This is a genomic window from Streptomyces sp. WMMC500, assembly GCF_027497195.1.
In the GTDB taxonomy this organism is placed as follows: domain Bacteria; phylum Actinomycetota; class Actinomycetes; order Streptomycetales; family Streptomycetaceae; genus Streptomyces.
Genome location: NZ_CP114905.1, coordinates 1,046,823 through 1,071,839, shown reverse-complemented (window position 1 = coordinate 1,071,839; position 25,017 = coordinate 1,046,823). Strand labels below are relative to the sequence as shown.

Here is a 25,017-nt window from a genome sequence, read left to right as displayed (position 1 = left end):
CGAGGGCCCGGATCTTCACCCGCCGGCCCGCACCCACCGTGAGCAAGGACAGATGAGCAACGACCTCCGGCAGCAGCCGGCCGACGTGTCCCTCCACGCGGACGGCCCCGGCGTCGTCCCCGACCGGTTCCCCGCCGCCCGCGCGCACGAGGCCGGCGCCTCGCTGGCCCGTACCGGCGCCGCCGTCCTCCTCGGCCGCGACGCCACCGCCGACGCCCTCGTCGTCGCGGCGGCCGAAGTCCTCGGCAGCCGCCTGGCCGAGCTGTACCCGCAGCGCCTGCGGACCTCCCGCGACGGCGAACCCGTCCACCTGCACGCCGACAGCTTCGACCTGACCGTCGACGTCGGCGGCGTGCAGCGCCGCCGGCGCGACCCCGACGAGGACTTCGTCCTCGTCCAGTGCGTGCGCCCCGCACCCGCCGGCGGCGACTCCTTCGCCGTCGACGCCCACCGTGTCGTCGACGACCTCGCGTCCGGCGATCCCGAGCTGCACGCCTTCCTCACGGGCGTCGACGTCGACCTGTACGGCGTCTGGGCCGGGCTCCGCGGCCTGCCGGCCGTCCCGCGCGTCGGCCGGCACGTCGAGTACACCCGCACCGGCCGTCGCATCGTCCGCCGCACCGACGGCGCCGCCCCCTTGCACCGCGATCCCGACGCCGACCGCGTACAGGCCATGCTCGCCCGCCTCGACCGGGCCGTCCGCGCCATGGAGCCGGCGCTGCCGCGCTTCCGCCTCGACGAAGGCGACATCCTCGTCCTGGACAACTACCGCTGCTGGCACGGCCGCGACGCCCACACCGGCGAGCGCAGCGTACGCATCCTCACCCTGCGCAGTACCGACGCCCGCTGACCCGGGCCGTGGACGGCCGCGCCCGGCGATCGCCGGGAACGCACCGCGCGCCTCCGCCGACTTCTCTTCGGGAAGCCGGGACGGCGAGTGCGGCGAGGAGGCGGCATGGCGCGGGCCGGAGGTGCGCGTGCGCGGGGGGCGTGGGCGCGCGGCGACGGGGCCGGGTGCCCCGGGGCGGGCGGGGGGTGCGCGAGGCGGTCAGCGACTCCCGGAGCGGGCCGCGGGCCCGGTCCACACCGTGCCGCGCGCCTCGTACTCCAGCATGCGCTCCACGTCCAGCGCGGCGGCCGGGCCGAACTCGCGCCGGACCAGCCAGAGGCCGAGTTCCAGGCCGGAGGTGATGCCGCCGGACGTGACGAGGTCGCCGTCGTCCACGACCCGGGCGCGGGTCAGGACGCCGCCGTAGGACTCCAGTGCCTCGACGGCGCCGTGGTGCGTGGTGCAGGGACGGCCCTTCACCAGGCCGGCCGCACCGAGGAGGATCGCGCCGGTGCAGACGGACGTGAGGGTCAGGCCCGGGCGCGGGGCCCCGGCCAGGGCGCGGGGCAGGACGCCGCGGCGGATCTCCCGGCCGACACCCGGCCCGTCCGCGTCGGCGAATCCGCCGCCCGGCACGACGAGCACGTCGGCCTCGTCCGGCGCCCAGCCGTGGGCGACGCGCACGCGGGTGCCCTGGGAGGCGGTGACGGTCCGGGAACCGTCGGCGGTGACGTAACGGACCGACACCCCGTGCGGGCTGTGCATGTCCGCTATCCCGAGGACGTAGTACGGGGCGGCGAAGTCCATCTCCTCCACGCCGTCGAAGAGCACGACGTGCACGCGCAGCGGTCCCGTGCGCCGTTGCGGCGAGGAGGCGGAGGCCGTGCCGGTCGCTCCGACGGCGGTGGCGCCGACGCCCGCGGCGGTCGTGGTGCGGAGGAAGGTTCTGCGGCTGTGGTGGCTGTCGACTGTCATGCGGTGAGAATGGCAAGCGGGTACGGGAAGCGACATCACCGGCCGTGACGCGCATCGACGGGTTCGTGCCATGCTGACGCCGTCGACGGCCCGGCACACGGTGGCCGTGCTCGCGCCGCCGGGCGCGGTGGGGTTCGACGTCACTGCGGCCTGTCAGGCGTTCGGCATCGCCCGCCTCCCCGACGGCACGCCGCCCTACGAGGTCCGGGTGTGCGGCGACGGGCCGGTGACGACCACGGTGGCCGGCACCGCCAGCTTCGGGCTGGTCCCCTCCCACCCGCTGGCCGCGGCGCTGGCGGCGGGCACCATCGTGGTCCCCGGCGTCGGCCGCGGCACCGCACCCGACCCGGCCGTGCCGGCGCTGCTGCGCGCCGCGCACGGGCGGGGCATCAGGGTCGCCTCGATCTGCACCGGCGCGTTCCTGCTGGCCGAGGCGGGGCTCCTGGACGGCGGGCGGGCGACGACGCACTGGCTGGCGGCCGGGCAACTGGCCGCCGAGTACCCGGCCGTGCGGGTGGATCCCGGGGTGCTGTACGTGGACAACGGGCAGGTGCTGACCTCCGCCGGGCTGGCCGCCGGCCTCGACCTGTGCCTGCACCTGATCAGCCGGGACCACGGCGCGGCGGTGGCGGCGCGCACCGCAAGCGCGTTGGTGGTCCCGCCGCGGCGGGAGGGTGGGATGGCGCAGGTGCCGCGCCGCCCCGCCACCGCCGGCGATCCGCTGCACGCGACGGTGGAGTGGCTGTACCGCAACCTCCACCGGCGGCTCACCCTCGCCGACATCGCCCGCAGGACCGGGGTGAGCGTGCGCCACCTGCACCGCCTCTTCCGGGCGCAGACGGGCACCACGCCGCTGCGGTGGCTGGTGTGGGCCCGGGTGGAGCGGGCCCGCGAGCTGCTGGAGACCACCGACCTGTCGGTGGAGGAGATAGCGCGCCTCACCGGCTTCGGCTCGCCGGTCTCCCTCCGCACCCACTTCTGCCGGCGCGTGGGCGCACCCCCCTCGGCGTACCGGCGCACCTTCCGCGACGGGCAAGAGGGTCGTGATCCGCCACGGCCGAGGGGCCCGCGCGCTCCGGGGCCTGCCGCCGCGCGGCCGGCACCGGGAACCCGGGCCGCCGGGGGTGGCCAGCATCTGCGTCAGTCAAGGGGGGTGACGCGGTGATCGAGACGTTGTTCCGCACCGAGGACGTGCCGGCGGCCGACCGTGCGGAGGCCTGGCGCGAACAGGCGTCCGGTGGACGGGGACCGTGCGCTGCGCCGGGCGTTCGGCGCCGCCTACGGCATGACGCCCCGCGAGTACCGGCACGCGGCGCTCACCCGGACCGCCCCCGCGCCGCCGCCGGGCGCGCAGCCCCCACCAGGGCCCGGCCACGGCTGAGGGAAGCGGCCGGAGCGCGGGGCGACCGGTCATCCCGTCCGGCCGGTCCGCCGCACGCGGGACAGGGCGACCACGGCCATGTCGTCCTGGTTCTCGCCGCCTGTCCATGCGGCGACGTCGTCGAGGAGAGCGTCCAGCAGCAGGTCGGGCCGGGGGAACGGGCGGGCGGTGAGACAGCCGGCGGACCGCGCGTCGTAGAAGGTGCCGCGCGGGTCGCGGGCCTCGGTCACGCCGTCGGTGACCAGGAGCAGGGCCGCCTCTTCCGGGAGGGTGAAGGTGTCCGTGGCCAGTGACTCGTCCCCGGGTTCCGGGGGCGTTCGCAGGCCGACACCCAGCGGCAGTTCGTGCCGGGTGGGGTCGAGCCGTACGACGGCGCCGTCGTGGACGAGGTACGGCGACGGGTGCCCGCAGTTGACCGTCCGTACGCTGGCGCCGTCCGGCGAGACCTCCGCCAGCACCGCGGTCATGAAGTCCTCCGCGGCGGCGGGGCCGCGGCGTTCGTTCTCCCGGCGCAGCGCCTCGTCCAGGCGCCACGCCAGATCGGCCAGCGTGGGTGCCTTCTCGGCCTCCTGGCGGAAGGCGCCGATGGCCACGGACACACTGGCCACCGCCTGCAGCCCCTTGCCCCGGACGTCGCCGATGAGCACGCGGGTGCCCCAGGGCCCGTCCTGGACCGCGTACAGGTCACCGCCGATCCGCGCCTCGGTGTGTGCGGTTTCGTACCGGGCGGCCACCATGAGCGCCCCCGCCCGGGCCGGCGGGTCGGGCAGCACCGCCCGCTGCACCGCCTCGGCGACGTCCCGGGCCTGGGCGACGCTGCGCCGCTCCCGCGTCAGCAGACGGTTGATCAGCACGCCCAGGGAACCGGTCACGGTCACCATCGTCATGTCGACCGCCCAAGGGACCGCCGAACGACCGTTCTGCAGGTCCAGCGCGGCGGCGACCAGAAGCGTCAGCACGGCGAACACGGCGGTCAGGCGCAGGCTCAGCACCGCACCGGCGACGAGCGGAACGGCCGCCAGCAGGGGCAGGCCCACGAACGGCTCGGGCCCCAGCAGATTCGCCACCGCGCCCGCCACGAGCAGCACGACCACCACGGCCCCCCGCACGCCGGCCTCTACCCCCATACTCCTGATCGTCCTCATCGACCCGTCCGCGGGGCCTCCGGGTCTGCGCCGACCGGGCCCCGGTCCTGTGCCTCCCGGCCTCCGGGCCGTCCGCTGTCCCCCTTGACCAGCACCTTCGCCTTGCTCTGCAGGCGTGCGGCCTCCTTGCGGAGGGCGGGCAGCAGCCGCAGGAGGCTCTCCCCGGGGCAGGTCGTCTCGTACGCGTCGATGTGGCCGAGGACCGTCGGCACGTTCACCGTGCTGTCCTCCGGGAACCGGCCCAGACTGCTGGTGGAGACGAGCTGGGCGCGGGCGCCGGGCGCGACCCCGGTGAGCCCGAGTTTCCAGGCGATGAGCATCTCCAGGGACTTCCGCAGCGGCTTCGGTACGGGCACGCCCTCCGGGTACGCGCCGATCGCGGCGATCCCGGTCGTGCCCCTGTTGAGGCCGAGGGCGTGCGCCCCGACCACCGGGCGTTCCACGCCGCCCAGCCGGCCCTCGAAGATCGTGCCGCACCTGTCGACCAGGAAGTTGTAGCCGAGGTCGCCCCAGTCGTTGCCTACGGCGTGCGTCGCGTACATCTCGCGGACGAGGTGCGGGCTGTCGGAGCAGTCGTAGTCGTGGGAGTCGCCGGTGTGGTGGATGACCACGGCGTGCACGGCGTCCGCGTAGCGCGGTTTCTGATCGAGGAGACGCGGATCGGCGCCCCACTCCTTGCGGGTCACGATGGGAGGCTGCAGTGCGTCGGCCGGGGAGAGCGGGGCGGCCGGGGTGTGCGGCGACCGTACGCGCGGACCCGGGTCGTCGGCGCCGAAGGGCGGGACCTCGGCGAGGACCAGCGCGCTCAGGGCAGCCGCGACCGCGGCAGCGGCGCCGGTGGCCGCCCAGCGCAGCGTGTGCCGCCGCTTTTCGGAACCTCGGGCCCCTTTCATATGTGTCCAGCCTGAGGGCTCCCGGCCCGGCCCGCCGGTTGGACTGCTCTGGACGGAGGCCCCCGCGCCGGGCCGGCCGGGCAGCCCGTCCACCGGCATGGCGGGGCCGCCGGCGGGGCAGACTGTTGCGGCTTCCTGAACGCCTCGTTGCGGCTGTTCCGGCATGTGCCGAGAAATCGGACAGCCGTACGCGGCCTGCCTCCTAGCCTGGAGGGGAAGTCCCGCACGTCAGCCGTACCGCGACGGGAGCGCACAGAAGATGAGTGATCACGCAGTGAGCAGGCGGACGGTGGTGTCCGGCGCGGCCGGCGCGGCGGCGCTCAGCCTGCTGCCGGGCCGGGCGAGCGCCGGCTCGCGGCCGAACATCGTGTTCGTCATGACCGACGACCACGCCGCGCACGCGGTGTCGGCGTACGGCAGCGCGGTCAACGAGACCCCGCACATCGACCGGCTGGCGCGCGAGGGCATGCGGTTCGACAACGCCTTCTGCACCAACGCCATCTGCAGCCCGAGCCGTGCCGCGATCCTCACCGGCACGTACAGCCACGTCAACGGCGTCACCACCCTGAACACGCCGTTCGACGCCACCCAGGCCGCGTTTCCGGCACTGCTGCAGGCGGCCGGTTATCAGACCGCGCTGTTCGGCAAGTGGCACCTGGGCCACGGCGGCGTCCACGATCCGCGCGGCTTCGACGACTGGGCCGTGCTGCAGGGGCAGGGCCCGTACGTCAACCCGCGGCTCCTCACTCCCGCCGGCCCCGTCGACCACACGGGTTACACCACCGACGTCATCACCGACGTGTCCCTGGACTGGCTGGACCGCCGGGACCCGAACCGCCCGTTCTGCCTGCTGGTGCACCAGAAGGCGCCGCACCGGCCGTGGCAGCCGGACGAGGCGCACGGGGACATGTACGAAGGCGTCGACATCGCGCGGCCCGCGACCCTGCGCGACGACTACTCCGACCGGTCCGAAGCGGCGGCCGCGGCCACCATGCGGGTGGCGCGGGACCTGACCGCCACGGATCTGAAGGAGCCGGTGCCGGACGGCCTCACCCCGGACGAGGAACTGGCCTGGAAGTACCAGCGCTACATGGAGGACTACCTGCGCTGCGTCGCGTCGGTCGACGACAACGTCGGCCGGCTCCTCGACCACCTCGACGCCCACGGGCTGACCGAGGACACCGTCGTCGTCTACACCTCCGACCAGGGCTTCTTCCTCGGCGACCACGGCTGGTTCGACAAGCGGTTCATGTACGAGCAGTCCCTGCGGAACCCGCTGCTCATCCGCTTCCCGCGCCGCATAGCCGCCGGCTCCGTCAGCGACGCGATGGTGCTCAACATCGACTACGCGCAGACCCTTCTCGAACTCGCCGGCGTCGCGGACGCCGCCGTGCCCGGGCGGATGCAGGGACGGAGCCTCACCCCGCTGTTCCGCGGCCGGGTCCCGGAGGGCTGGCGGCGTTCGGTCTACTACCGCTACTGGATGCACGACGACTCGGCCCACCACGTCCGCGCGCACTACGGCGTGCGCACCGAGCGGTACAAGCTGATCTTCTACTACGGCGAGGGCCTGGGCGTCCCCGGCGCCTCCGACCGGGTCTTCGCGCCGGAGTGGGAGCTGTTCGACCTGGAGAAGGACCCCGACGAACTGCACAGCGTGCACGACGACCCGGCGTACGCGCGCGTGCGGGCGGGCCTCGAACGGGAACTGGCCCGGCTGCAGCGCCGCTACGGCGACGAACCCGCACCCGCCCAGGCCGCCTGACGCGGCGGCGGCAGGCGGGTGGGGGCCGGGTGCGGCGCCCGGCCCCCGCGTGGCCGGATCGAACCGTGGGGCCGGTCAGCGCACGCTGCGTACGGCGGCGTTCTCCCGCCACTCGCGGCCGATCGAGCGCATCAGCGCCGGGTACACCCCGATGTACCGGAAGGACTTGATGGCGGCCATGTAGACGGCGCCGAACAGCCCGTTCGGCTTGACCAGGACCGCCATCTGGCCGCGGTAGCCGCCGGCCCCGTCCGGGACCCAGCCGATGTGCATGACCGCGTGCACGGTCTTGTTGCCCATCTCGGCGGCCCACTCGTCGTCCCTCTGGTAGAGGGAGGTGAACGGTGACGAGCCGAGGTCCGGGCCCGGGGGACCGCCGCGGAGGTCCGCCGGCAGCCGTTCGCGCAGCGAGGCGACCCGGGTGCCGACGCCGTTCTCGGCCTTGTCCCAGCCCAGCAGCGCCCCGAGCTTCCAGCGGACGGCGAAGAGCACGCGGGAGACGAAGTCCTCTCCCTTCACCCCGCCCCTGATGCCGTCGGCGATCTGGCGCACCAGCACCGCCAGGTCGTCGGGCCCGCCGGGGGTGGGCAGCGCCCACACGTCCTCCACGCGGAAGTCGCCGGCGATCTCGTGGATCCGCCACGGGCGTGCGGTGTGCGCGCTTGCGGAGAGCCTCATGGTCACCACGTCCTCCGTTCATCTATACGGTAGCGTATAAGCCCAGGCTAGCCCATTTATACGGCAGCGTATAACCGGAGAAGAGTGAGGTGGGACACGTCGTGGCCACGGCTCGCACGCCGCGTGACAGATGGATCGAGGAAGGGCTGCGGACGCTCGCCGCCGGCGGCCCGGACGCCGTCCGCGTCGAGGCACTGGCGAAGAACCTCGGCGTCACCAAGGGCGGGTTCTACGGCTACTTCGCCGACCGCAACGCCCTGCTGGAGGCGATGCTCGACACCTGGGAGCGGGAGAGCACCGACGAGGTCATCGGGCGCGTCGAACGCGAGGGCGGCGACCCGAAGACCAAGATCCACCGCGCGGGCCGGCTCACCTTCTCCGACGACCGCCTGCGCCCCATCGATCTCGCGGTCCGCGACTGGGCGCGCCGCGACGAGGCGGTCGCCGCGCGCCTGCGCCGCGTCGACAACGTGCGCATGGACCTGCTGCGCGACATGATCGGAACCTTCTGCTCCGACCCCGACGAGGTCGAGGCCCGCAGCCTGATCGCCTTCTGCGTGGCGATCGGCGCCCACTTCCTCGCCGCCGACCACGGCGACCGCACCCGCGCCCAGGTCGTCGCCCGCGCCGCCGACCTGATCCTCGACCGCGCCCCCGATGCGGACGGCGGCCGCTAGCCCGGCTCCCGGGGGCAGGCCGTCACGAGGAAGTCGCGCTGGGCGTCGCGCAGAGCCGCCTCCTCCTCGGGGTCGGAGGGCTCCACGTGGCCCGCGGTGAGGACGCGGAGTTCCTTCGGGCCCCGCAGGGCGTTGTGGACGGCGAACTGGCCCGGGGGCGGGACGGCCGGGTCCAGGAGGGCGGGGGCGACGTGCGTGGGGACGGTGATGCGGGTGGCGGCCGTGGCGGCGTCGAAGTAGGCCAGCACGGAGGCGACCTCGGGGTGCGCGGCGTGGTACCGGCGGACGGACTCGCCGCTGCCGGTGCAGGGCAGGGTCAGGCGCAGCGGGTGGTTGCCGAAGCTGGGCACCGTGAGGGCCGCGGCGGCGAAGCGGTCGTCCCAGGGGAGCGCGAGCGCGCCGATGCCGCCGCCGAAGCTCGTGCCCGCGTACGTCAGCCGGCGCGCCGCCGCCGGTACCAGCTCCAGCAGCGCCGTCGCCGCGCACCACACGTCGGCGGTGCAGCCGCCGTGCACGTACGACGCGCGCGAGCCGATGCCGTGCAGCACGTGCGCGGCGGCGTCGGACGGCAGGCCGGGGTGCAGGCTGCGGGCGCCGAGGCCGCGCAGGCACGGCCAGACGGCCGCCGTGCCCGGGGGCAGGAGCGCGGGGTCCGGGGCCTGCCGGCCGCCGTAGCCGTGGGTCACGACACAGCCCTGCCGCACCTCGCCGTCCGCCGGCAGCGTCAGCCAGCCGCCGACGCGGAGCCCGCCCACGGAGGTGTACGCGACCTCGTACACCTCCGCCGCCCCGGCCCCCGCGGTTACGGTGCGCGCGCCGGTCGCGGGGGCCACGCGCACCGCCCGGGCCTGCTCGTACCGGCCGCGCCAGAAGCCGTCGAAGTCCGCGGGCGCGGCGGGGGCCGGGACCGCGAGCAGGCTGTCCAGGTCGTAGCCGTGTGTGGGGTCGAAGCCGAAGGTCTGCTCGGGGGTGGGTGCCACCCGTCCTCCTGGTCGTCACTGAGCGAAGTACGGTCCCGTCCGTGCCGATTCAACGCGCGCGCCGCCGGTCTGTACACGGCGCCGGGCCGGAGAACCGCGCACACACCGGACGGCGCGTCACCCCGGGCCGACGGCTCCCCGGTCCGCGGTCCGGGCCCGGCCTTTCCCGGGTTAGGGTGGGGCGATCGAGCAGAGCGGTGGCGGGCGGCAAGGACGGGCCGACGGGCATGAGCAGGGACGGGAACGGGGATCCGGCGGGCCTCGCGCGCCCCACGTCGCGCGACGTCGCCCGGCTCGCTGGCGTTTCGCACACCGCGGTCTCGTTCGTCTTCAACGGCCGCGCGGAGGGCAACCTTTCGGCCGAGACGCAGGAGCGGATCCGCCGCGCCGCCGAGCGGCTCGGCTACCGGCCCAACGCCGTGGCCCGCGGGCTGCGCCGGCGTCGTACGGCCGTGCTCGGACTGGTCACCGACGAGATCGCCTCGTCGCCGTTCGCGGGCCGGCTGCTGCGCGGGGCGATGGAAGCCGCCTGGGACAGCGAGCACCTCGTGCTGACCGTGGACTCCGGCGGGGACGGGGCCAAGGAGGACGCGGCGGTCGCCGAACTGACGGACCGGCGGGTGGACGGGATCATCTACGCGGCCATGTCCCTGCGCCGCGTCCGGGTGCCCGCCGGGCTGCACCACACCCCCGCCGTGCTCGCCAACTGCCTGGCGGAGGACGACTCGCTGCCCGCCGTGATCCCGGCGGAGCGGGCCGGCGGCCGGGCGGCCGCCAGGCTGCTGCTGGACGCGGGGCACAGGAGGATCGCCATGGTCGGCGGCCTCGACGACATCGCGACGGCCGAGCGGCTGCGCGGTTTCCGGGACGCCCTGCGCGGCGCGGGCGTGACCGTGCCGAAGGAGTGGGTCGTACGCGCCGGGGGGGAGATCACCGCCGGACGCACCGGCGCGACGCGGCTGCTCGCCGGGGCCGCCGCGGACCGGCGGCCGACCGGCATCGTCTGCTACAACGACCGGGTCGCGGCGGGGGTGTTGCACGCCGCGGCACAGCTTCGTCTCGCCGTGCCAGGGGAGCTGTCCGTGGTCGGCTACGACGACCAGGAGCACATGGCCGCCTACCTCGACCCGCCGCTGACCACGGTCGGGCTGCCGCACCGGGAGATGGGGGAGGAGGCGGCGCGGCTGCTGCTCACCGCGATCGGCACCGGCGCCGCGCCCCCCGCCACCGTCCGCAGGCTCACCTGCCCGGTGGTCAGCCGGGCGTCGGTGGGACCAGCGCCCAGCCGGTGACCGCGGCCCCGTCGCCCGCGCCGCCCGGGCCGGCCCCGCCGCTCGTGACGGCCAGCTCGGCCACGTCGTCGGGCCGGCGGTAGACCCGCTCCGTGGCGACCGCGCGGTCGCCCGCGAACACTTCGAGCAGGGAGCCGTCGACGAGGACGCGGACCTCCAACTCCGGCGCCCCGGGCGGGCCGGCGGGAAGCACCAGGGGCGCGGCGCCGTCGCCGCGCGCGCGGGGCCAGCCGGAGCGGTCCAGCGTCACGGTGCCGGTGGCCGGGTCCAGGCGGAGCGTCAGCTCCGCGCCGGACGCCGCCCGCAGCAGGCTCGCGGTGGTGGGCGTACGGGCAATGACGCTCAGGTCGTACGCGACGGGCAGCGGGGTGCGTACGGGCGCGGTGACGAACGGTGCGGCGGCGCGCAGCAGTTCCAGCTCCGGAGCCGGCGCCGTCCGCAGGGTGCCGTCGGGGCCGAGGTCGACGACGCGGGGGGAGGTGAGCACGCCGGCCCAGCCGGCCCGCTCGGTCTCCTCCCGCGCGCGGGACTCCCAGGACCAGCCCCACAGCAGGGCCCGCCCCGCGGCGTCGTCCTGCAGCACGGCGGGCGCGTAGAAGTCGCGGCCGTGGTCAAGGCGCCCGCCGGTGCGGGGCGCGAAGGCGAGCCCGCCCGCGGCGTCCGGCTCCAGGGTGCCGGCGAGGTAGCCGGTGGCGCGGGGGTCGCCGTCCCAGAGGGCGACCGCCAGCACCCATCCGCCGCCGCGCGTGCGCAGCAACTGCGGGCACTCCCAGCCGACGGCCTTGTCGCCGAACGCGTCGGCGGCCACCGGATCGCGGCCGTCGAGGAGGATGCCGGCGAAGCGCCAGGAGGTCAGGTCCGTGCAGTCGTACAGCAGCACCGAGGGGGTGCCGTCGGCGTGGCCGGCACCGACGAGGGACCAGCGGCGGCCGGCGTGGGAGAAGACGAACGGGTCGCGGAACATCGTCACCTCCAGGCCGTCCGGCGGACCCGCCACCACGGGCCCGGGCTCGGGCCGCCAGCGCTCCAGGTGCCGGTCCTCCGGGTCGGCGGCCCGGGCCAGGCAGAGGGTGCCGAGGCCCGTGTGGCGGTGGTCGATGCCGGTGTAGACGGCGGTGGGCACGCCGGCGTCGTCGACGACGCAGCCGGACCAGCAGCCGGCCTCGTCCGGGCCGCCGGGCGTCGGGGTGAGGGCGATCGGGTGGTGGGTCCAGCGGGCGAGGTCGGGGCTGGAGGCGTGGCCCCAGTGCATGTCGGTGTGCGTGGGCGCGTACGGGTTGTGCTGGTAGAAGAGGTGGTAGCGGCCGCGCCAGCGGAACGGCCCGTTGGGGTCGTTGGCCCAGTTGGCGGGCGGTCGTACGTGGTGCCGGGGGGCGTGCGGGTCGGTGGACCCCGCGCCATGCGGGTCGGTGGTACCGGGGGCGTGCGGACCGGCGGACCCGGGGGCGTGGCTCAACGGTTGACTCCTGCGGACGTGATGCCCTCGCGCAGAGGGCGCTGGCCGACGACGAAGACGGCGATGGCGGGGATCATGGACAGCACGACGCCGGCGAGGACGACCGAGATGGAGCCGGTGCCGAGGTTGCCCTGGAGCGAGACGAGGCCGAGCGGCAGCGTGTGGTTCTCCGTGGAGGTCTCCAGGATCAGCGGGCGGAAGAACTCGTTCCAGTGGTAGTTGAAGGCCAGCACGCCGACGATCGCGAGGCCCGGTGCGGCCAGCGGCGCGTACACGGAGCGGAAGATCCGCCACGGCCCGGCGCCGTCGATCATCGCGGCCTCGCCCAGGTCCCGCGGCATGCCGAGGAAGTACTGGCGCATGAGGAAGGTGCCGAACGCGGTGGGGAAGGCGGGGATGATGAGACCGAGCAGGGTGTCGGTCAGGCTCATCTCCTTGAGCACCAGGAACACCGGCACGATCGTGACCTGGAGCGGCACCATCATGGTGGCCAGCACGACGGCGAACAGCGTCCTCTTGAAGCGGAACTCCAGCCGGGCGAAGGCGTAGCCGGCGAGCCCGGCGGTGAGCATCTGGCCGGCCGCGATCAGCCCGGTCACCAGGGTGGAGTTCAGGGCCAGCAGCCACACGTCGACCTGGTCGAAGACCTGCCGGTAGGCGTCGGCCGTGGGCTCCGTGGGAACGATCTGCGGCGGCAGGTCGAAGGACTCGGCCGGGGCGCGGAGCGAGGTGGAGACGGTCCACAGGACCGGGCCGAGGGTCAGCAGGGCGCAGACCACCAGGCCGGTGATCCTGGCCCACGGCGCGAAGCCGTGCCTCAGCCGGGGTGCGGTGGGGGCGGAACTCATGGGTTCTCCCGGCTCACTGGTAGTGGACGAATCGCCGGCTGAGCCGGAACTGCAGGGCGGTGATCGCCATGATCAGGGCGAAGAGCAGCACGCCGACGGCGGACGCCTCCCCGAAGCGGAGCTGCTCGAAGGCGGTCTGGTAGATGACCATCACGACGGTGCGGGTGGAGTCCCCGGGGCCGCCGTCGGTCAGGACGTACGGCTGCTCGAAGACCTGCAGCGCGTTGATGATCCCGACGACCGAGGCGACCAGCAGCGTGGGCGAGAGCAGCGGCAGCGTGACGCCGAGGTGCCGGCGCAGCCCGGTGGCGCCGTCCAGGGCCGCGGCCTCGTGGATCTCCCGGGGGATGTTGTTGAGCCCGCCGACGAAGAGGAGGAAGGAGAAGCCGAACTGCTGCCAGACGTACGCCAGGACGACGGCGGCCATCGCCGAGTTCTCCGACGTCAGCCACGGCACCGGATCGACGCCGACGTGGCCGAGCAGCCAGTTGACGGCCCCGAAGTCCTGGTTGAACAGGTACTTCATCACCACCGAGACCGAGGCGGCGGAGAGGATCAGCGGGAAGAAGAAGGCCGAGCGGAACGCCGAGCGGAGCCAGCCCGGCATCCTGCCGTCGACCGCGATCGCCAGGACCAGGGCGAGCAGCAACTGCAGCCCGACCGCGAACACCATGAAGATCAGGGTGTTGCGGAAGGAGACGAGGACGGTGTCGTCGGTGAACACCTCGCGGTAGTTTGCCGCGCCGGCGTACCGCGGGGAGTCGATCACGTCCCAGTGGAAGAAGCTGAGGACGACGGAGCCGGCGATCGGCACCACGGTGAAGACGGCGATGCCGACGACTGTGGGCGCCAGGAACAGGGCGGCCAGCAGCCGCGTGCCGCGGCCGCGGGCGGACGAGGTGCGGCGCGGCGCGGCGTGTCCGGGGGTACGGTCCGGCGGCGCCTTCGCCGGCCGGGTCGCCTGCTGCGGGGCCGGCTGCGTTGCCGGTTGCGCCGACGGCTGTGTCGTCGGCTGGGAGTCGGCGCTCATATCTCACGCTCCATGGCCTGTTCCAGGTCGGACTGGAGCCGGCGCAGCGCGCCGCGCACCGCGCGCGGGTGGGACAGCGCGGTGCCGGTGTGCTGGATCAGCAACTGCTCGACCTCGGCCGACTGCGGCGGCGCCGGGATCGGCCCGGTCGCGGGGTAGTCGTCGAGGGTGTCGTAGAAGACCCGCCAGTTGGCCGGTCCCGTCTCGCGGTAGCGGGCGGCGTCGACCATGGAGCGGCGGGCGGGCGTCGTCTGGTTCGCCTGGAACAGCTTCTCCATCGCCTCGGTGGTCGCGGTGTACTTGATGAACTCCCAGGCGGCGTCCTGCTTCTTCGAGGTGCGCAGCAGGGCGTAGCCCGCGGCGCCGTACTGGTGGCGCTGGGTGCGCCAGCGCGGGAAGTGCTGGACGTCGTACGCGCTCGCCTTCATCCCGGCGGCGGCGAGGCCGCCGGCCCAGAAGCCGCCCGCGGGGGTGACGCCGACCCGGCCGGTGGAGAAGACGCCGACGAGGTTGTTGCCGCCGCCCGCCTCGGGCCGGGAGCAGAGGCGCTGCTGGATCAGCTCGGCGAGGTGGTCGTAGACCTCCTCGACGCGGTCCGCGGTGGCCTGCGGGGTGCGCCAGCGGTAGCCGCCGCCCCGGCCGTGGCGCTGCTCGGGCGGGTAGAAGGTGTCCCACAGCCAGGCGCCGCCGGGGGCCTTCGACTCGGCGAGCAGGTTGGTGTCGTTGGCGAAGAGCCAGGGGACGACGCCGCCCCACAGCCGGTTGGTCCAGAAGTACGGCGTGAAGCCGGAGCCGGCCGAGTCCTTCATGGCGCGCAGCAGCGCGGTGAAGTCGTCGCGGGTCCAGTCGGCCGGGGGCAGCGGGGCGCCGGCCCGCTTCAGCACGCCGGTGTTGAGGTACACGTCGGCGGCGTTGAACTCCAGCGGGAGCTGGTAGAGGCTGCCCTCGTACATCATCGACTCGACCAGCGAGGGGTGGACGTCGGCGAAGTACGCGCGCAGTTCGTCGGCGTCGCGCCGCAGCCAGCCGTCCAGCGGCACGCCGAGCCGGCGGGCGAAGAGCTGCACGCCCTCGGTGGCCACGTAGACGACGTCGGGTGCGCGCCCCGCGGCGATCTGGGTGAGGATCTTGGCGAAGAAGTCCGACCAGTCGGTGGCCTGAACGGCGACCAGCCGGAGTTGGATGTCGGGGTGGAGCCTGCCGAATCCCTCGCTCAGCGCGCTCCGCGTCGCCGGGTCGACGGCGGTGCCGAGGGTGGCCACGACGAGCGCACCGTCGTCGCGGGCGGGGATGTCGGCACCCGTGAGGCGGTCCCAGTTCGCGGCGGTGCCGCCGAGGGCGGCGGCCCCCGCGCCGTAGGCGCCGTACCGCAGCAGGCTGCGGCGGTTGAGGTACGGGTGGGTCATCGAAGGGCCTAACTCGTGTTAGCCGAAGGTGGCATCCAGATGATGTGGACCCTGCTGCAGGGCTGTCAAGGGGCGGGAAGCATTGACCTTTAACGAGTTAGTAATACAGTTCCGCAGCGGCGCACCGCCGACCTCACCACCCCCATAGGAGGAGGAACCCAGCATGCCTGGAGAACGCGGGACGACCAGGAGAACCCTGCTCAGGGCCACCGGACTCGGGGCCGCCGCCGTGGCGGTCCCCGCCGCGGCGCCGGCGCTCACGAGGGCGCCGCGTCCGGCGCCCGCCGCCGCCGACGGCTACCGCGCCGAGTACCACCTCACGGTCCCCGACCAGTGGAAGAACGACCCGCAGCGGCCGGTCTGGGTGAACGGCGAGTACCTCTACTACTACCTCTACAACGCCGACTACCTCACCGGCGGCACCACCGCGGGCACCGCCTGGCGGCTGGCCACGAGCACTGACCTGGCCGCCTTCGAGGACCGCGGCATCGCCGTGCCGAAGGACACCACGGCGAACGGCGACGTCTGGTCCGGCTGCGCGGTCGTGGACACCGCGAACACCGCCGGCTTCGGCGCGGGCGCCGTCGTCGTCCTGGCCACCATGGAGCCCGACCCGAACGCGCACACCCAGGCCCAGTACCTCTACTACTCCACCGACGGCGGCCGCACCTTCACCCCCCACGGCACCGACCCGGTGCTCGCCAACCCGGGCGTGAAGGACTTCCGCGACCCCAAGGTGATCCGCGACGAGGAGCGCGGGCGCTGGGTCATGGCGCTCGCCGAGCACACCAAGGTCGGCTTCTACCACTCCGACGACCTCAAGCGGTGGACGTACGCGGGCGGCTTCGTCCGCGAAGGGCTCGGCGTCTTCGAGTGCCCCGACCTCTTCCACCTCACCGCGGACGACGGCACCGGCCGCTGGGTGCTCGGCGTGAGCGCCAACGGCAAGGGCGCCGGGCTGCCGAACACGTACGCCTACTGGACCGGCGCCTTCGACGGCACCGCCTTCACCCCCGACGCGGCCGACCCGCAGTGGCTCGACCACGGCTTCGACTGGTACGCCGCCGTCACCTTCGAACGCCGCAGCGCGGGCGGCTCGATCGACCCGCGCACCCGCTACGCCGTCGGCTGGCTGAACAACTGGGAGTACGCGAACGTCACTCCCACCATCGAGGCCGACGGCTTCAACGGCACCGACTCGATCGTCCGCGAGATCACGCTCAGGCGCGACGCCGGCGGCACCCTCTACCTCGCCTCCCGCCCGACCGCCGGCCTGGACGCCCACGTCTCCCGCACCGTCCCCCTCGGCGACCTCGACGTCACCGGCCACCGCGTCCTGGACTACACCGGGACCGCGTACGAACTCACCACCGAGCTCACCTGGGACCAGGTCACCGGCGCCGGCCTGCAAATGCGCCGCTCCGCAGACGGCGCCCGGCACGTCGACGCCGGCGTCTACGGCACCTACGCCTTCGTCAACCGCGGCGGCGTGCCCAACCCCGACGCCAGCGGCCGGTGGCAGGAGAGCAGGACACCGCTCGACCCCGCCGCCCGCCGGGTGACGATGCGCGTCCTCGTCGACCGCACCTCGGTCGAGGTGTTCTTCGACGACGGCCGCTACACCCACTCGGCGGAGGCGTTCCCCAACCCGGCCGACACCGGCCTCGCGCTGTTCACCCTCGACGGCACGGCGGTCTTCCGGAACACCGTGATCCGGGAGTTCGCGGTCTGACGCCGGTCCGCCCGGGGACACGCGGACCCCGGGCGGATCGCCCGGGGTCCGCGCGGACTTTCGTTCCTCAGTCCATCAACTGCACCGGCCGGAACAGCGCGGTGTCCTTCGTACGCCCGATCCCCGAGCCCCACTCCAGGAACCCGGTGCGGCCCTGCCCGTCGTCGTCGTTGACCATGACGGACAGGCCGATCGGCGCGGTGGGCCGCCCCTTGAGGCCGAGCGACGTCCACGGCACGCGGACCTCGTACGAGGTCGTGCCGCCGGCCCGGGTGACCGTGGTCTCCGCGCCGGGCGTCGGCCCTCCGGTCTGCGCGCCGCCGAAGGCCAGGAAGGTGTACGCCACCGGCCCGTCCTCCAGCCCCGCCACGCCGATCTCGGTCAGCTCCGCGGACCGGCCCGGCAGCCGCGGGCTGACGGCGAACTGGACCGAGTCGCCGTTGTACATGGTGGACGCGGGGTTGTCCTGCGCGTGCGTGTCGTCGGTGACGTCGGCCCGCAGCACGAGGGCGTCGTCCGTGTACGCGAACCGCAGCGGACCGGACAGGTCCGCGGCGCCGCCCCACGGCTCGGTGTACTCCGACCACTCCGCGTCCTCGGCGAGGTCGACGGGTGCCGTCGTCGTCGCGCCGTCCCGCTGCACCGGGTTGAAGCCCGTGGTGCCGGAGAGCGTGAGCGGCTCCCGGCCGGGGAGCCGGGCGGTGACCCGCTGCTCGTACGCCCGCCAGGGCACGGCGTCCGCCACCGGCACCGTGACGGTGCGCGAGGAGCCGGGCGGCACGGCGCCGATCCCGGTCTCGGAGCCGGTCGCGCCGCCGATCGACCAGTCGACGCCCTCGACGGGCAGTTCGGCGCCCAGGCGGTTGTTGGCCAGGGTGATCCGCACCTCGCCCGCGGTCGGGTCCGCGGCGGTGACCACGGGGTCGGCCGTCAGCGTGGTGGGCTCCTTCACCTCGGTCCGCGCCGTCAGCCGGGCCAGCGGACGCGCGCCCGCGGCGACGTCGGCGACGAGGTGCCGCTCCTGCAGGCGGTCGCCCGCGGGTACCTCGACCGTCGTCTTCGTGACCTCGCCCGCGGGGGCGCGGACCCGCTCGCTCACGCCCTCGACGTCCACCCTGAGCGTGCCGGGCACGGACCGGCCGGCGTCGCCGGTGCGGTCGACCGTGAGCGTGACGGGCAGGGTGTCGCCGGTGGCGGCCTTCTCCGGCGCCGCGAGGGAGAGCGGAGGCGCGGCGGCGAGGGACACGTCCCGGACCGGGCCGGACACGAACACCGGCTGTCCGTCGAGGTCGAGGCGTACGACTCCGCCGGACGGCCGGAGCGTCGTGGACCTGCCGTAGGCGTCGGTCACCTCGACCGGCCCGGCGGCCCGCAGCGTCGCCGGCCGCGGCCCGGGCGCCGCCCACATCACGCGGACGGTGTCGCGGCCCGTGCCGAAGCGGTACGAGTACGCCGGCTCGGCGACGGGGTCCTTGCCCGCGAAGGACCGGCCGGCGAGCTGCCGGGCCGTCACCGACTGCGCCACGTACGACTCCTTGGGCGCCAGCGCCGTCGTCACGCCCTTCGACGGCCAGTCCAGCAGGCCGAAGTTGTGCTCGTTGTCGTGTGGATCGGTGCCGTCGTTCAGCAGGTCGTACCAGTAGAAGCGCTCGACGCCGCCGCCGAGCGCGAGGGCCTGGGACCGGACGAGGTAGTCGGCCTGCGCCAGGCGCGTGGTGCCGCCCTCCGGCGTGGGCCAGCCCAGCTCGGTCAGCCAGACCGGCAGGTCCTTCCCGCCGCTGTGGTCCCGGATGGCCTTGCCGAGCGCGGCCATCTCGTCGTCGATCCCCTCGGGGGCGTTGGGGTGGCGGTACGGGTGCACGGAGACGGCGTCCAGGTACTCCGCCCCGCCGAGGCGCAGCAGCTCCCGGACCCAGTCGAGGGCGAGCCCGGAGGTGGCGGGACCCGCGACGGTGGCGTCCGGGTGGTCGGCCTTCACCCGCTGCGCGGTGGCGCGCAGCATGTCGTAGTAGCAGGCGGGGGTGCGGCCGCAGGCGCCGTCGTTGAAGTGGATGTTGAACTCGTTGTAGACCTCGACGTCCTTCGACAGCCCGCCGTACTGGTCCAGGATCGCGCTCGTGTACGCGGCGTACGCGGCCAGCCCTCCGGGGGTGGACGGGGTCCTGCCGCCGTCGTACAGCGGGTTCCGGTACGTGGACAGCGGCAGCGGGCGGACCTTGTTGGCGGCGAAGCGCTGCCAGTCGAGGTCGTAGCCCTCGGGGAAGGTGTACGCGCCGGGCGACTTCTCGACCCGGTCCCAGGTGACGTCGCTGCGCGCGTGCGCGATGCCCGCCTGCCCGGCCAGCTCCGCGAGCCGGCCGTTGACCGCGTTGCCGTCGCCGAGGTGGACGGCGACGCCGAACGGCGAGGACGGGCGCTGCGCCGCGGGCGGCAGCGGGTCGAGGACCGCGAGCCGGGTGCGGGTCACGGCGGGCTGCGAGCTTCCCCGGAGGGTGACCTCCAGGTGGTAGTAGCCGGGGCGCAGGTGGCCGAGGTCGAGGACGGCCTCGCCGTCGGCGTAGCCGACCTCGCCGGAGTCGACCGGGCGGTGCTGCTCGTCCGCGACCGACCAGCGCGCGGGGCCGGTGATCCCGGGCAGGGTCCGCAGCCGTACGGCGGCCTCGCCCTCGGTGAAGACGAGGGCGGGGGAGGTGATGAGGTTGGGCGGGGCGTGCCGCTCGAAGCCCGCGTTGCCCAGCAGGTTCTCGTCGCTGCCGGGGGCCGTCATCGTGAGGCCGTCCAGCCAGAAGCCGGGTGTCTCGTCCTGGGTGATGATCCGGTAGTCCAGCGTCTTCTGGTCGGCCTTCGTGGTGTAGGTCCAGGTGCGCTCGGTCCAGCCGTACGCGCCGCCGGGGAAGGTGTGACGCTCGCTCCAGTCGGGGCTGAGCGTGATCTGGACGCCGAGGTCGGGGAGGCCCTCGGACCTCGTCCAGGCGCTGAACTCGTACGTCGTGGACGGCTCGACCGGCACCGACCGGGTGAGGGTGGCGAAGGTCTCCGGCTTGCGCGGCGTCCGGTTGACGATCTTCAGCGCCGTCGTGCCCTCCCGCGGGTCGGCGGCGTCGGCGCCGAAGGTCACGTCGGCGCCCCCGGGACGGGCCTGCGCCCAGCCGTCGAACGCCGAGGACAGGTCGGGCTCGGCCGCGGCCGCGGTGTGCGTCGCCGCGGTCAGGGTGCCGAGGAGGACGGCGGTGGCCGCGACGAGGGCGGCCGCGGTTCTGCGCAGCCGCCGTGTCCGGCCGGTGGGGGGTGGTGGTGGAGCGTTCATCGCAGCGCCTTTCTGCTAGCGGCTCTCGGACGTGGTGCGTGAACGTCTTCTGGTCTCAGCGGCGCGTGAGGCGCAGCGTGACGATCTCGAAGGGGCGCAGGGCGAGGCGGATCTCCCGGTCGTCCACCGGGACCGCCCCGGGCAGCGGGCGCTCCAGCAGGTCGGTCCGTACGCCGCCGGCGAGCGGGAAGCCCGCGGTCAGCCGGGCGGCGGCCCGGCCGCCCGCCGACTCGTACAGCCGCACCACAACGTCGCCGGAGCGGTCGTCGGCGAGCTTGACGGACTCCACGACGACCTGGTCGGTGTCGCAGGCGACGAGCGGCGCGACGCCGCGTGCGCCGGCCACCTCGCGCGGCGGCAGGTTGATGCGGTAGCCCTCGCGCACCGCGTCGCCGAGGGCCGCGCCGGGGACGAGGGCGTAGCGGAAGCGGTGCGTGCCGCGGTCGGTCTCGGGGTCGGGGAAGCGCGGTGCGCGCAGCAGGGAGAGGCGCACGGTGGTGGTCGTGCCGCCGTCGGGGCGTACGGTGCGGGTGACGTCGTGGCCGTACGTCGAGTCGTTGACGACGGCGGCACCCCAGCCGGGCTCGGCCACGTGCAGGAAGCGGTGGGCGCAGACCTCGAACTTCGCCGCCTCCCAGGCGGTGTTGGTGTGGGTGGGCCGCCGGACGTGGCCGAACTGGGTCTCGGCGGCGGAGTGGTCGGCGCGTACGTCGAGCGGGAAGGCGGCCTTGAGGAAGGTCTCCCGCTCCTGCCAGTCGACCTCGGTGGTGAAGTCGACCGCCGCCCGGCCCGCCGTCAGGGTGACGGTCTGGACGGCGGTCGAGTTCCGGAAGCCGCGCTCGACCCGCACGGCGACGGCGCCGGGTCCCGGGTCGGCGAGCGCGACGCGGCGGGCGGTCGTCAGGTCGGTGCGGGTGTTGCGGTAGTGCGCGTCGACGTCCCAGGCGTCCCACCGGTTGGGCAGGTCGGGGTGGAGCTGGAGCAGCCCCGCGGCGGCGCCGGGGGCGAGGGCCTCGCGCCCCGAGGCGTGCTCGACGACGGAGGTGACGAGGCCGCGGGCGTCGACGGTGACGCGCAGCAGCCCGTTGTCGAGGAGCCAGCCGCCGTCGAGCGCGGTCGCGGTGGCGGGGGGTGTCTGCGGCTCGTCGGCCGCGGTGGCCGCGCCGCCCGCGGGCACACCGGCGCGGGCGTGCGGGGCGGCGTTGAAGACCACGCGCCGCTCGCCCTCGCCGGCCAGCGCCCGCTGCGCGCCCGCGACGAGGCCGGTCAGTTCGGCGGCGACGGCGGCGTACGTCCGGGCCGCCTCGCGGTGCACCCACGCGATGGACGAGCCGGGCAGGATGTCGTGGAACTGGTGCAGCAGCACCGTCTTCCAGAGCCGGTCGAGCGCTTCGTACGGGTACGGGTGATCCGGCACGCGCACCGCCGCGGTCGCCGCCCACAGCTCGGCCTCCCGCAGCAGGTGCTCGGCGCGCCGGTTGCCCTGCTTCGTCGCGGCCTGCGAGGTGTACGTGCCGCGGTGCAGCTCCAGGTACAGCTCGCCGACCCACACCGGGGCGGTGTCCGCGTACTCGCTCTCGGCCGCGGCGAAGAACCGCTTCGGCGGCTCGACCGCCACCCGGGGCGCGCCCTCCAGGTCGCGCAGCCGCGCGGCGCGGGCGAGCATCTCGCGGGTCGCGCCGCCGCCGCCGTCGCCGTACCCGAAGGGGACGAGGGAGCGGGTGGCCGGGCCCTTGTCGCGGAAGACGCGTACGGCGTGGGCCAGTTCGGCGCCGGACAGCTCGCTGTTGTACGTGTCCACGGGCGGGAAGTGGGTGAAGATCCGGGTGCCGTCGATGCCCTCCCACCAGAAGGTGTGGTGCGGGAAGGGGTTCGTCTGGTTCCAGGAGATCTTCTGGGTGAGGAACCAGCGGGCCCCGGCCAGCGCGACGAGCTGCGGCAGCGCGGCGGAGTAGCCGAAGGAGTCCGGCAGCCACACCTCCTCGCACTCGACGCCGAACTCGTGAAGGAAGAACCGCTTGCCGTGCACGAGCTGGCGGGCCAGGGCCTCGCCGCCGGGCATGTTCGTGTCCGACTCCACCCACATGCCGCCCACCGGCACGAACTGCCCGGCCGCGGCCTTCTTCTTGACCCGTTCGTACAGTTCCGGGCGGTGGTCCCTGAGCCAGGCGAACTGCTGCGCCTGCGACATGGCGAAGACGTACTCGGGGTGGTCGTCCATCAGCGCGACGGTGTTCGCGGTGGTACGGGCCACCTTGCGCACCGTCTCCCGCAGCGGCCACAGCCAGGCGGAGTCGATGTGGGCGTGGCCCACGGCGCTGACGCGGTGCGCGGAGGCGTGCGCGGGCGCGGCGAGGGCGGGGGCGACCAGGGCGCGCGCCGCGGCGGCGGTGCCGGCGACGTCGGTCAGGTCGAGCGCGTCGAGGGCCCGGGTGACGGCCTGCAGGATCTCCCAGCGGCGCGGCTGGTCGACGGGCAGCTCGGCCATGAGCTGGTCGAGCACCTCCAGGTCCTGCACGAGCTCCCACACGGTGCGGTCGAAGACGGCCAGGTCGGCCTGCGCCAGTTGGTACAGGGGTTCGTCACCGGCGGTGGCGGGGTCGCCGAGCGGGGTCACCGGGCCCTCGATGAGGGGGTTGGCGGCGGCCTCGACGTAGAACAGCACGTCCTCGCCGCCGGCGGCGGGGGAGGCGACGGGCACCCAGTGGTTGCGGGGATGGAGTCCCTTGACGGGTGTGCCGTCGGGACGGTGCACCAGGCCCTCGGCGGAGAAGCCGGGCACGGTCCGGCCGAAGCCGAGGTCGACGACGGCCTCCACCTCGGCGCCGGCCCACTCCGGGGGCACGGCGGCGGACAGCCGGAACCAGGTCGTGCCCCACGGCGGTCCCCAGCGGTCGCCGACCTTGGCCGGCCGGTACTCGGCCGCCAGGCCCGTGGCGGCGGGCACCGGTTCGCCGCCGGCGTGCCAGGCGGCCAGGGACAGCGGGAGCCGCCGCGGGTGGACCGCGGGCAGCAGCCGCTCCCGCAGCACCCGGTGCAACCGCTGTTCCCGCAACGCGCGTTCGTCGTGCATCCGCTCTCCATCTCGTCGAGATTGGCTAGTTAAGCTAGCCATGCCTCGCGGGCCCGACAAGACTCAAGTGCAGTTTGCTTCCGCTGTATTGACTTATTAACTATCTGTTTCTACGTTCGCGGTGCCTCCCTGCTACCGGGGTGGCCGGACGAACGGAGCGACGATGCACCTGAACAGACATCTGCGCACGGCGGCGGCCGGGGCCGCCGTGCTCGCGCTGGCCGCCACGGCGGCGTGCGGCGGCGACGGCGGCGCCACCGACGGCCCCGCCGACCCCGACGCCGAGGTCACCATCAGCGTGGGCGACCTGCCGCCCACCGACCAGGCCGAGACGCGGGGGGAGTTCCTCGCCGACGTCGAGGCGTTCGAGAAGGCCAACCCCCACATCACCGTCGAGCCGAAGGAGGACGTCTGGCAGCAGGAGACCTGGGGCGCCATGCTCGCCGGCGGCACGATGCCCACGGTGATGCGGGTGCCGTACACCGAGCCGCAGGCCCTCATCGCCCGGGGGCAGGCGGCCGACCTCACCGACGAGGTCGAGAAGATCCGGAACTTCTCCTCCATCCGCGAGAACCTGCTGCGCAACACCCAGGACGACCGGGGCCGCGTCTACGGCGTGCCCGTCGAGGCGTACAGCCTGGCCCTGGTCTACAACCGCGAGCTGTTCGAGCAGGCCGGGCTCGACCCCGACAGGCCGCCGCGGACCTGGGACCAGGTGCGCGAGGCGGCCCGCACCATCAGCGCGGAGACCGATGCCGTCGGCTTCCAGCAGATGACGAACGACAACACCGGCGGCTGGATGTTCTCCGCGCTCACCTACTCCTTCGGCGGGACGGTCCAGGAGCCCGACGGCAAGGACCAGCGGGCGGCCGTCGACAACCCGCAGGCCCGGCAGGCGCTGGAGTTCCTGCGCACGCTGCGCTGGGACGACGGGAGCATGGGCGGCGACGTGCTGCTCAACCAGCCGGACGCACAGGAGAAGTTCGCGGCCGGACAGGTCGGGATGTACATCGACGGCGGCGACTCCTACAAGCCGATGGTCGAGAACCTCGACCTGGACCCGGACGTCTTCGGCGTCACGGCGCTGCCCCAGCAGGGCGGCCGGCACGGCACGCTCGGCGGCGGCGCGGTGGCCGTGGTCCGCCCGGACGCCACCCCCGAGCAGCAGCTCGCCGCGATGAAGTGGATCGACTTCCGCGAGTACCGCAAGTGGTTCGACAAGGGCGTCGCCGTCTCCGAGGCCGAGGCGCAGCGGGCCGACGGACTGCCCGTGGGCGGACCGAAGCTCCCGGTCGTCGACACCGCGCAGGACGAGACGTACCTGACCTGGATCGAGCGGCACATCGACGCGCCCCGCGAGAACTTCGCGCCGTACACCGAGACCGTCGACGCACTCCCGGTCATCCCCGAGCCGCCGGACAAGGCGCAGGAGACGTACGCGGTGCTGGACACCGTCGTCCAGGCCGCGCTGACGCGGCGCGACGCCGACCCCGCCGGCCTGCTCGCCGACGCCGAAGCCAAGATCGACCAGCTTCTGCAGGCGGGCTGAG

General features: G+C 74.3%; 19 protein-coding genes. 8 read left to right on the top strand and 11 right to left on the bottom strand.

The window, feature by feature from the left end; all coding sequences use genetic code 11:
* The first annotated feature begins 52 nt into the window (after window positions 1–52).
* A complete protein-coding gene (locus tag O7599_RS04390; RefSeq protein ID WP_281620758.1) occupies window positions 53–850 on the top strand; it encodes a TauD/TfdA family dioxygenase in 798 nt (265 codons plus the stop codon).
* Window positions 851–1,048: 198 nt separating this feature from the next.
* Here O7599_RS04390 and O7599_RS04385 read toward each other — a convergent pair whose 3' ends face one another.
* A complete protein-coding gene (locus O7599_RS04385; protein WP_281620757.1) occupies window positions 1,049–1,804 on the bottom strand; it encodes a DJ-1/PfpI family protein in 756 nt (251 codons plus the stop codon).
* Window positions 1,805–1,874: 70 nt separating this feature from the next.
* Here O7599_RS04385 and O7599_RS04380 point away from each other — a divergent pair, with 70 nt between their 5' ends.
* Window positions 1,875–2,969, top strand: coding sequence for a helix-turn-helix domain-containing protein (locus O7599_RS04380; protein WP_281620756.1), 1,095 nt, complete (start codon window positions 1,875–1,877; stop codon window positions 2,967–2,969).
* Between the two features lie 72 nt (window positions 2,970–3,041).
* On the top strand, window positions 3,042–3,185 hold the full coding sequence (locus O7599_RS04375) for a helix-turn-helix transcriptional regulator (protein ID WP_281620755.1): 144 nt from the start codon (window positions 3,042–3,044) through the stop codon (window positions 3,183–3,185).
* Between the two features lie 29 nt (window positions 3,186–3,214).
* On the opposite strand, the gene O7599_RS04370 is transcribed toward O7599_RS04375, so the two are convergent.
* A complete protein-coding gene (locus tag O7599_RS04370; protein WP_281620754.1) occupies window positions 3,215–4,312 on the bottom strand; it encodes a PP2C family protein-serine/threonine phosphatase in 1,098 nt (365 codons plus the stop codon).
* Window positions 4,313–4,326: 14 nt separating this feature from the next.
* Window positions 4,327–5,223: a peptidoglycan recognition protein gene (locus O7599_RS04365; protein ID WP_281620753.1), complete on the bottom strand. Its 897-nt coding sequence runs from the start codon at window positions 5,221–5,223 to the stop codon at window positions 4,327–4,329.
* A 259-nt stretch (window positions 5,224–5,482) separates the two neighbouring features.
* On the opposite strand from O7599_RS04365, the gene O7599_RS04360 reads away from it, so the two are divergent.
* Window positions 5,483–6,988 carry a sulfatase gene (locus tag O7599_RS04360; protein ID WP_281620752.1) on the top strand — a complete coding sequence of 502 codons (1,506 nt, stop codon included), beginning with the start codon at window positions 5,483–5,485 and terminating at the stop codon, window positions 6,986–6,988.
* 75 nt (window positions 6,989–7,063) lie between these two features.
* Here the strand turns inward: O7599_RS04360 and O7599_RS04355 are convergent, their stop codons facing one another.
* Window positions 7,064–7,666: a DUF2867 domain-containing protein gene (locus O7599_RS04355; RefSeq protein WP_281620751.1), complete on the bottom strand. Its 603-nt coding sequence runs from the start codon at window positions 7,664–7,666 to the stop codon at window positions 7,064–7,066.
* Window positions 7,667–7,767: 101 nt separating this feature from the next.
* Between O7599_RS04355 and O7599_RS04350 the strand changes: the two genes are divergently transcribed.
* Window positions 7,768–8,343, top strand: coding sequence for a TetR/AcrR family transcriptional regulator (locus tag O7599_RS04350; RefSeq protein WP_281620750.1), 576 nt, complete (start codon window positions 7,768–7,770; stop codon window positions 8,341–8,343).
* Here O7599_RS04350 and O7599_RS04345 read toward each other — a convergent pair.
* Entirely contained in the window at window positions 8,340–9,323 is a 984-nt protein-coding gene (locus tag O7599_RS04345) for an acetylxylan esterase (RefSeq protein ID WP_281620749.1), read from the bottom strand. The genes O7599_RS04350 and O7599_RS04345 overlap by 4 nt on opposite strands.
* Window positions 9,324–9,550: 227 nt before the next feature.
* On the opposite strand from O7599_RS04345, the gene O7599_RS04340 reads away from it, so the two are divergent.
* Complete coding sequence (locus O7599_RS04340) at window positions 9,551–10,615, top strand: LacI family DNA-binding transcriptional regulator (RefSeq protein ID WP_281620748.1); 1,065 nt, start codon at window positions 9,551–9,553, stop codon at window positions 10,613–10,615.
* On the opposite strand, the gene O7599_RS04335 is transcribed toward O7599_RS04340, so the two are convergent.
* The 4 genes from O7599_RS04335 to O7599_RS04320 are packed head-to-tail and all read right to left on the bottom strand — an operon-like array spanning window position 10,578 to window position 15,355.
* Window positions 10,578–12,071, bottom strand: a complete 1,494-nt coding sequence (locus O7599_RS04335; protein WP_281620747.1) for a glycoside hydrolase family 32 protein — start codon at window positions 12,069–12,071, stop codon at window positions 10,578–10,580. The two genes, O7599_RS04340 and O7599_RS04335, sit on opposite strands and share 38 nt — an antisense overlap.
* A complete protein-coding gene (locus O7599_RS04330; protein ID WP_281620746.1) occupies window positions 12,068–12,919 on the bottom strand; it encodes a carbohydrate ABC transporter permease in 852 nt (283 codons plus the stop codon). Before O7599_RS04330 ends, O7599_RS04335 begins: the two co-directional genes overlap by 4 nt.
* 13 nt (window positions 12,920–12,932) lie before the next feature.
* Window positions 12,933–13,949 carry an ABC transporter permease subunit gene (locus O7599_RS04325; protein ID WP_281620745.1) on the bottom strand — a complete coding sequence of 339 codons (1,017 nt, stop codon included), beginning with the start codon at window positions 13,947–13,949 and terminating at the stop codon, window positions 12,933–12,935.
* Entirely contained in the window at window positions 13,946–15,355 is a 1,410-nt protein-coding gene (locus O7599_RS04320) for an extracellular solute-binding protein (RefSeq protein WP_281620744.1), read from the bottom strand. The genes O7599_RS04325 and O7599_RS04320 overlap by 4 nt, the downstream gene beginning before the upstream one ends.
* 163 nt (window positions 15,356–15,518) lie before the next feature.
* On the opposite strand from O7599_RS04320, the gene O7599_RS04315 reads away from it, so the two are divergent.
* On the top strand, window positions 15,519–17,087 hold the full coding sequence (locus O7599_RS04315; protein ID WP_281620743.1) for a glycoside hydrolase family 32 protein: 1,569 nt from the start codon (window positions 15,519–15,521) through the stop codon (window positions 17,085–17,087).
* A gap of 67 nt (window positions 17,088–17,154) precedes the next feature.
* Here O7599_RS04315 and O7599_RS04310 read toward each other — a convergent pair whose 3' ends face one another.
* Both O7599_RS04310 and O7599_RS04305 read right to left on the bottom strand, forming a co-directional pair.
* Window positions 17,155–20,394 (bottom strand): sugar-binding protein, encoded by a 3,240-nt coding sequence (locus tag O7599_RS04310; protein ID WP_281620742.1) that lies wholly within the window; start codon window positions 20,392–20,394, stop codon window positions 17,155–17,157.
* 55 nt (window positions 20,395–20,449) lie between these two features.
* The gene (locus O7599_RS04305) at window positions 20,450–23,467 is read right to left on the bottom strand and encodes a glycoside hydrolase family 38 C-terminal domain-containing protein (protein ID WP_281620741.1); all 3,018 of its coding nucleotides are present in this window, start codon (window positions 23,465–23,467) and stop codon (window positions 20,450–20,452) included.
* A 163-nt stretch (window positions 23,468–23,630) separates the two neighbouring features.
* On the opposite strand from O7599_RS04305, the gene O7599_RS04300 reads away from it, so the two are divergent.
* The gene (locus O7599_RS04300; RefSeq protein WP_281620740.1) at window positions 23,631–25,016 is read left to right on the top strand and encodes an extracellular solute-binding protein; all 1,386 of its coding nucleotides are present in this window, start codon (window positions 23,631–23,633) and stop codon (window positions 25,014–25,016) included.
* Window position 25,017: the final 1 nt, after the last annotated feature.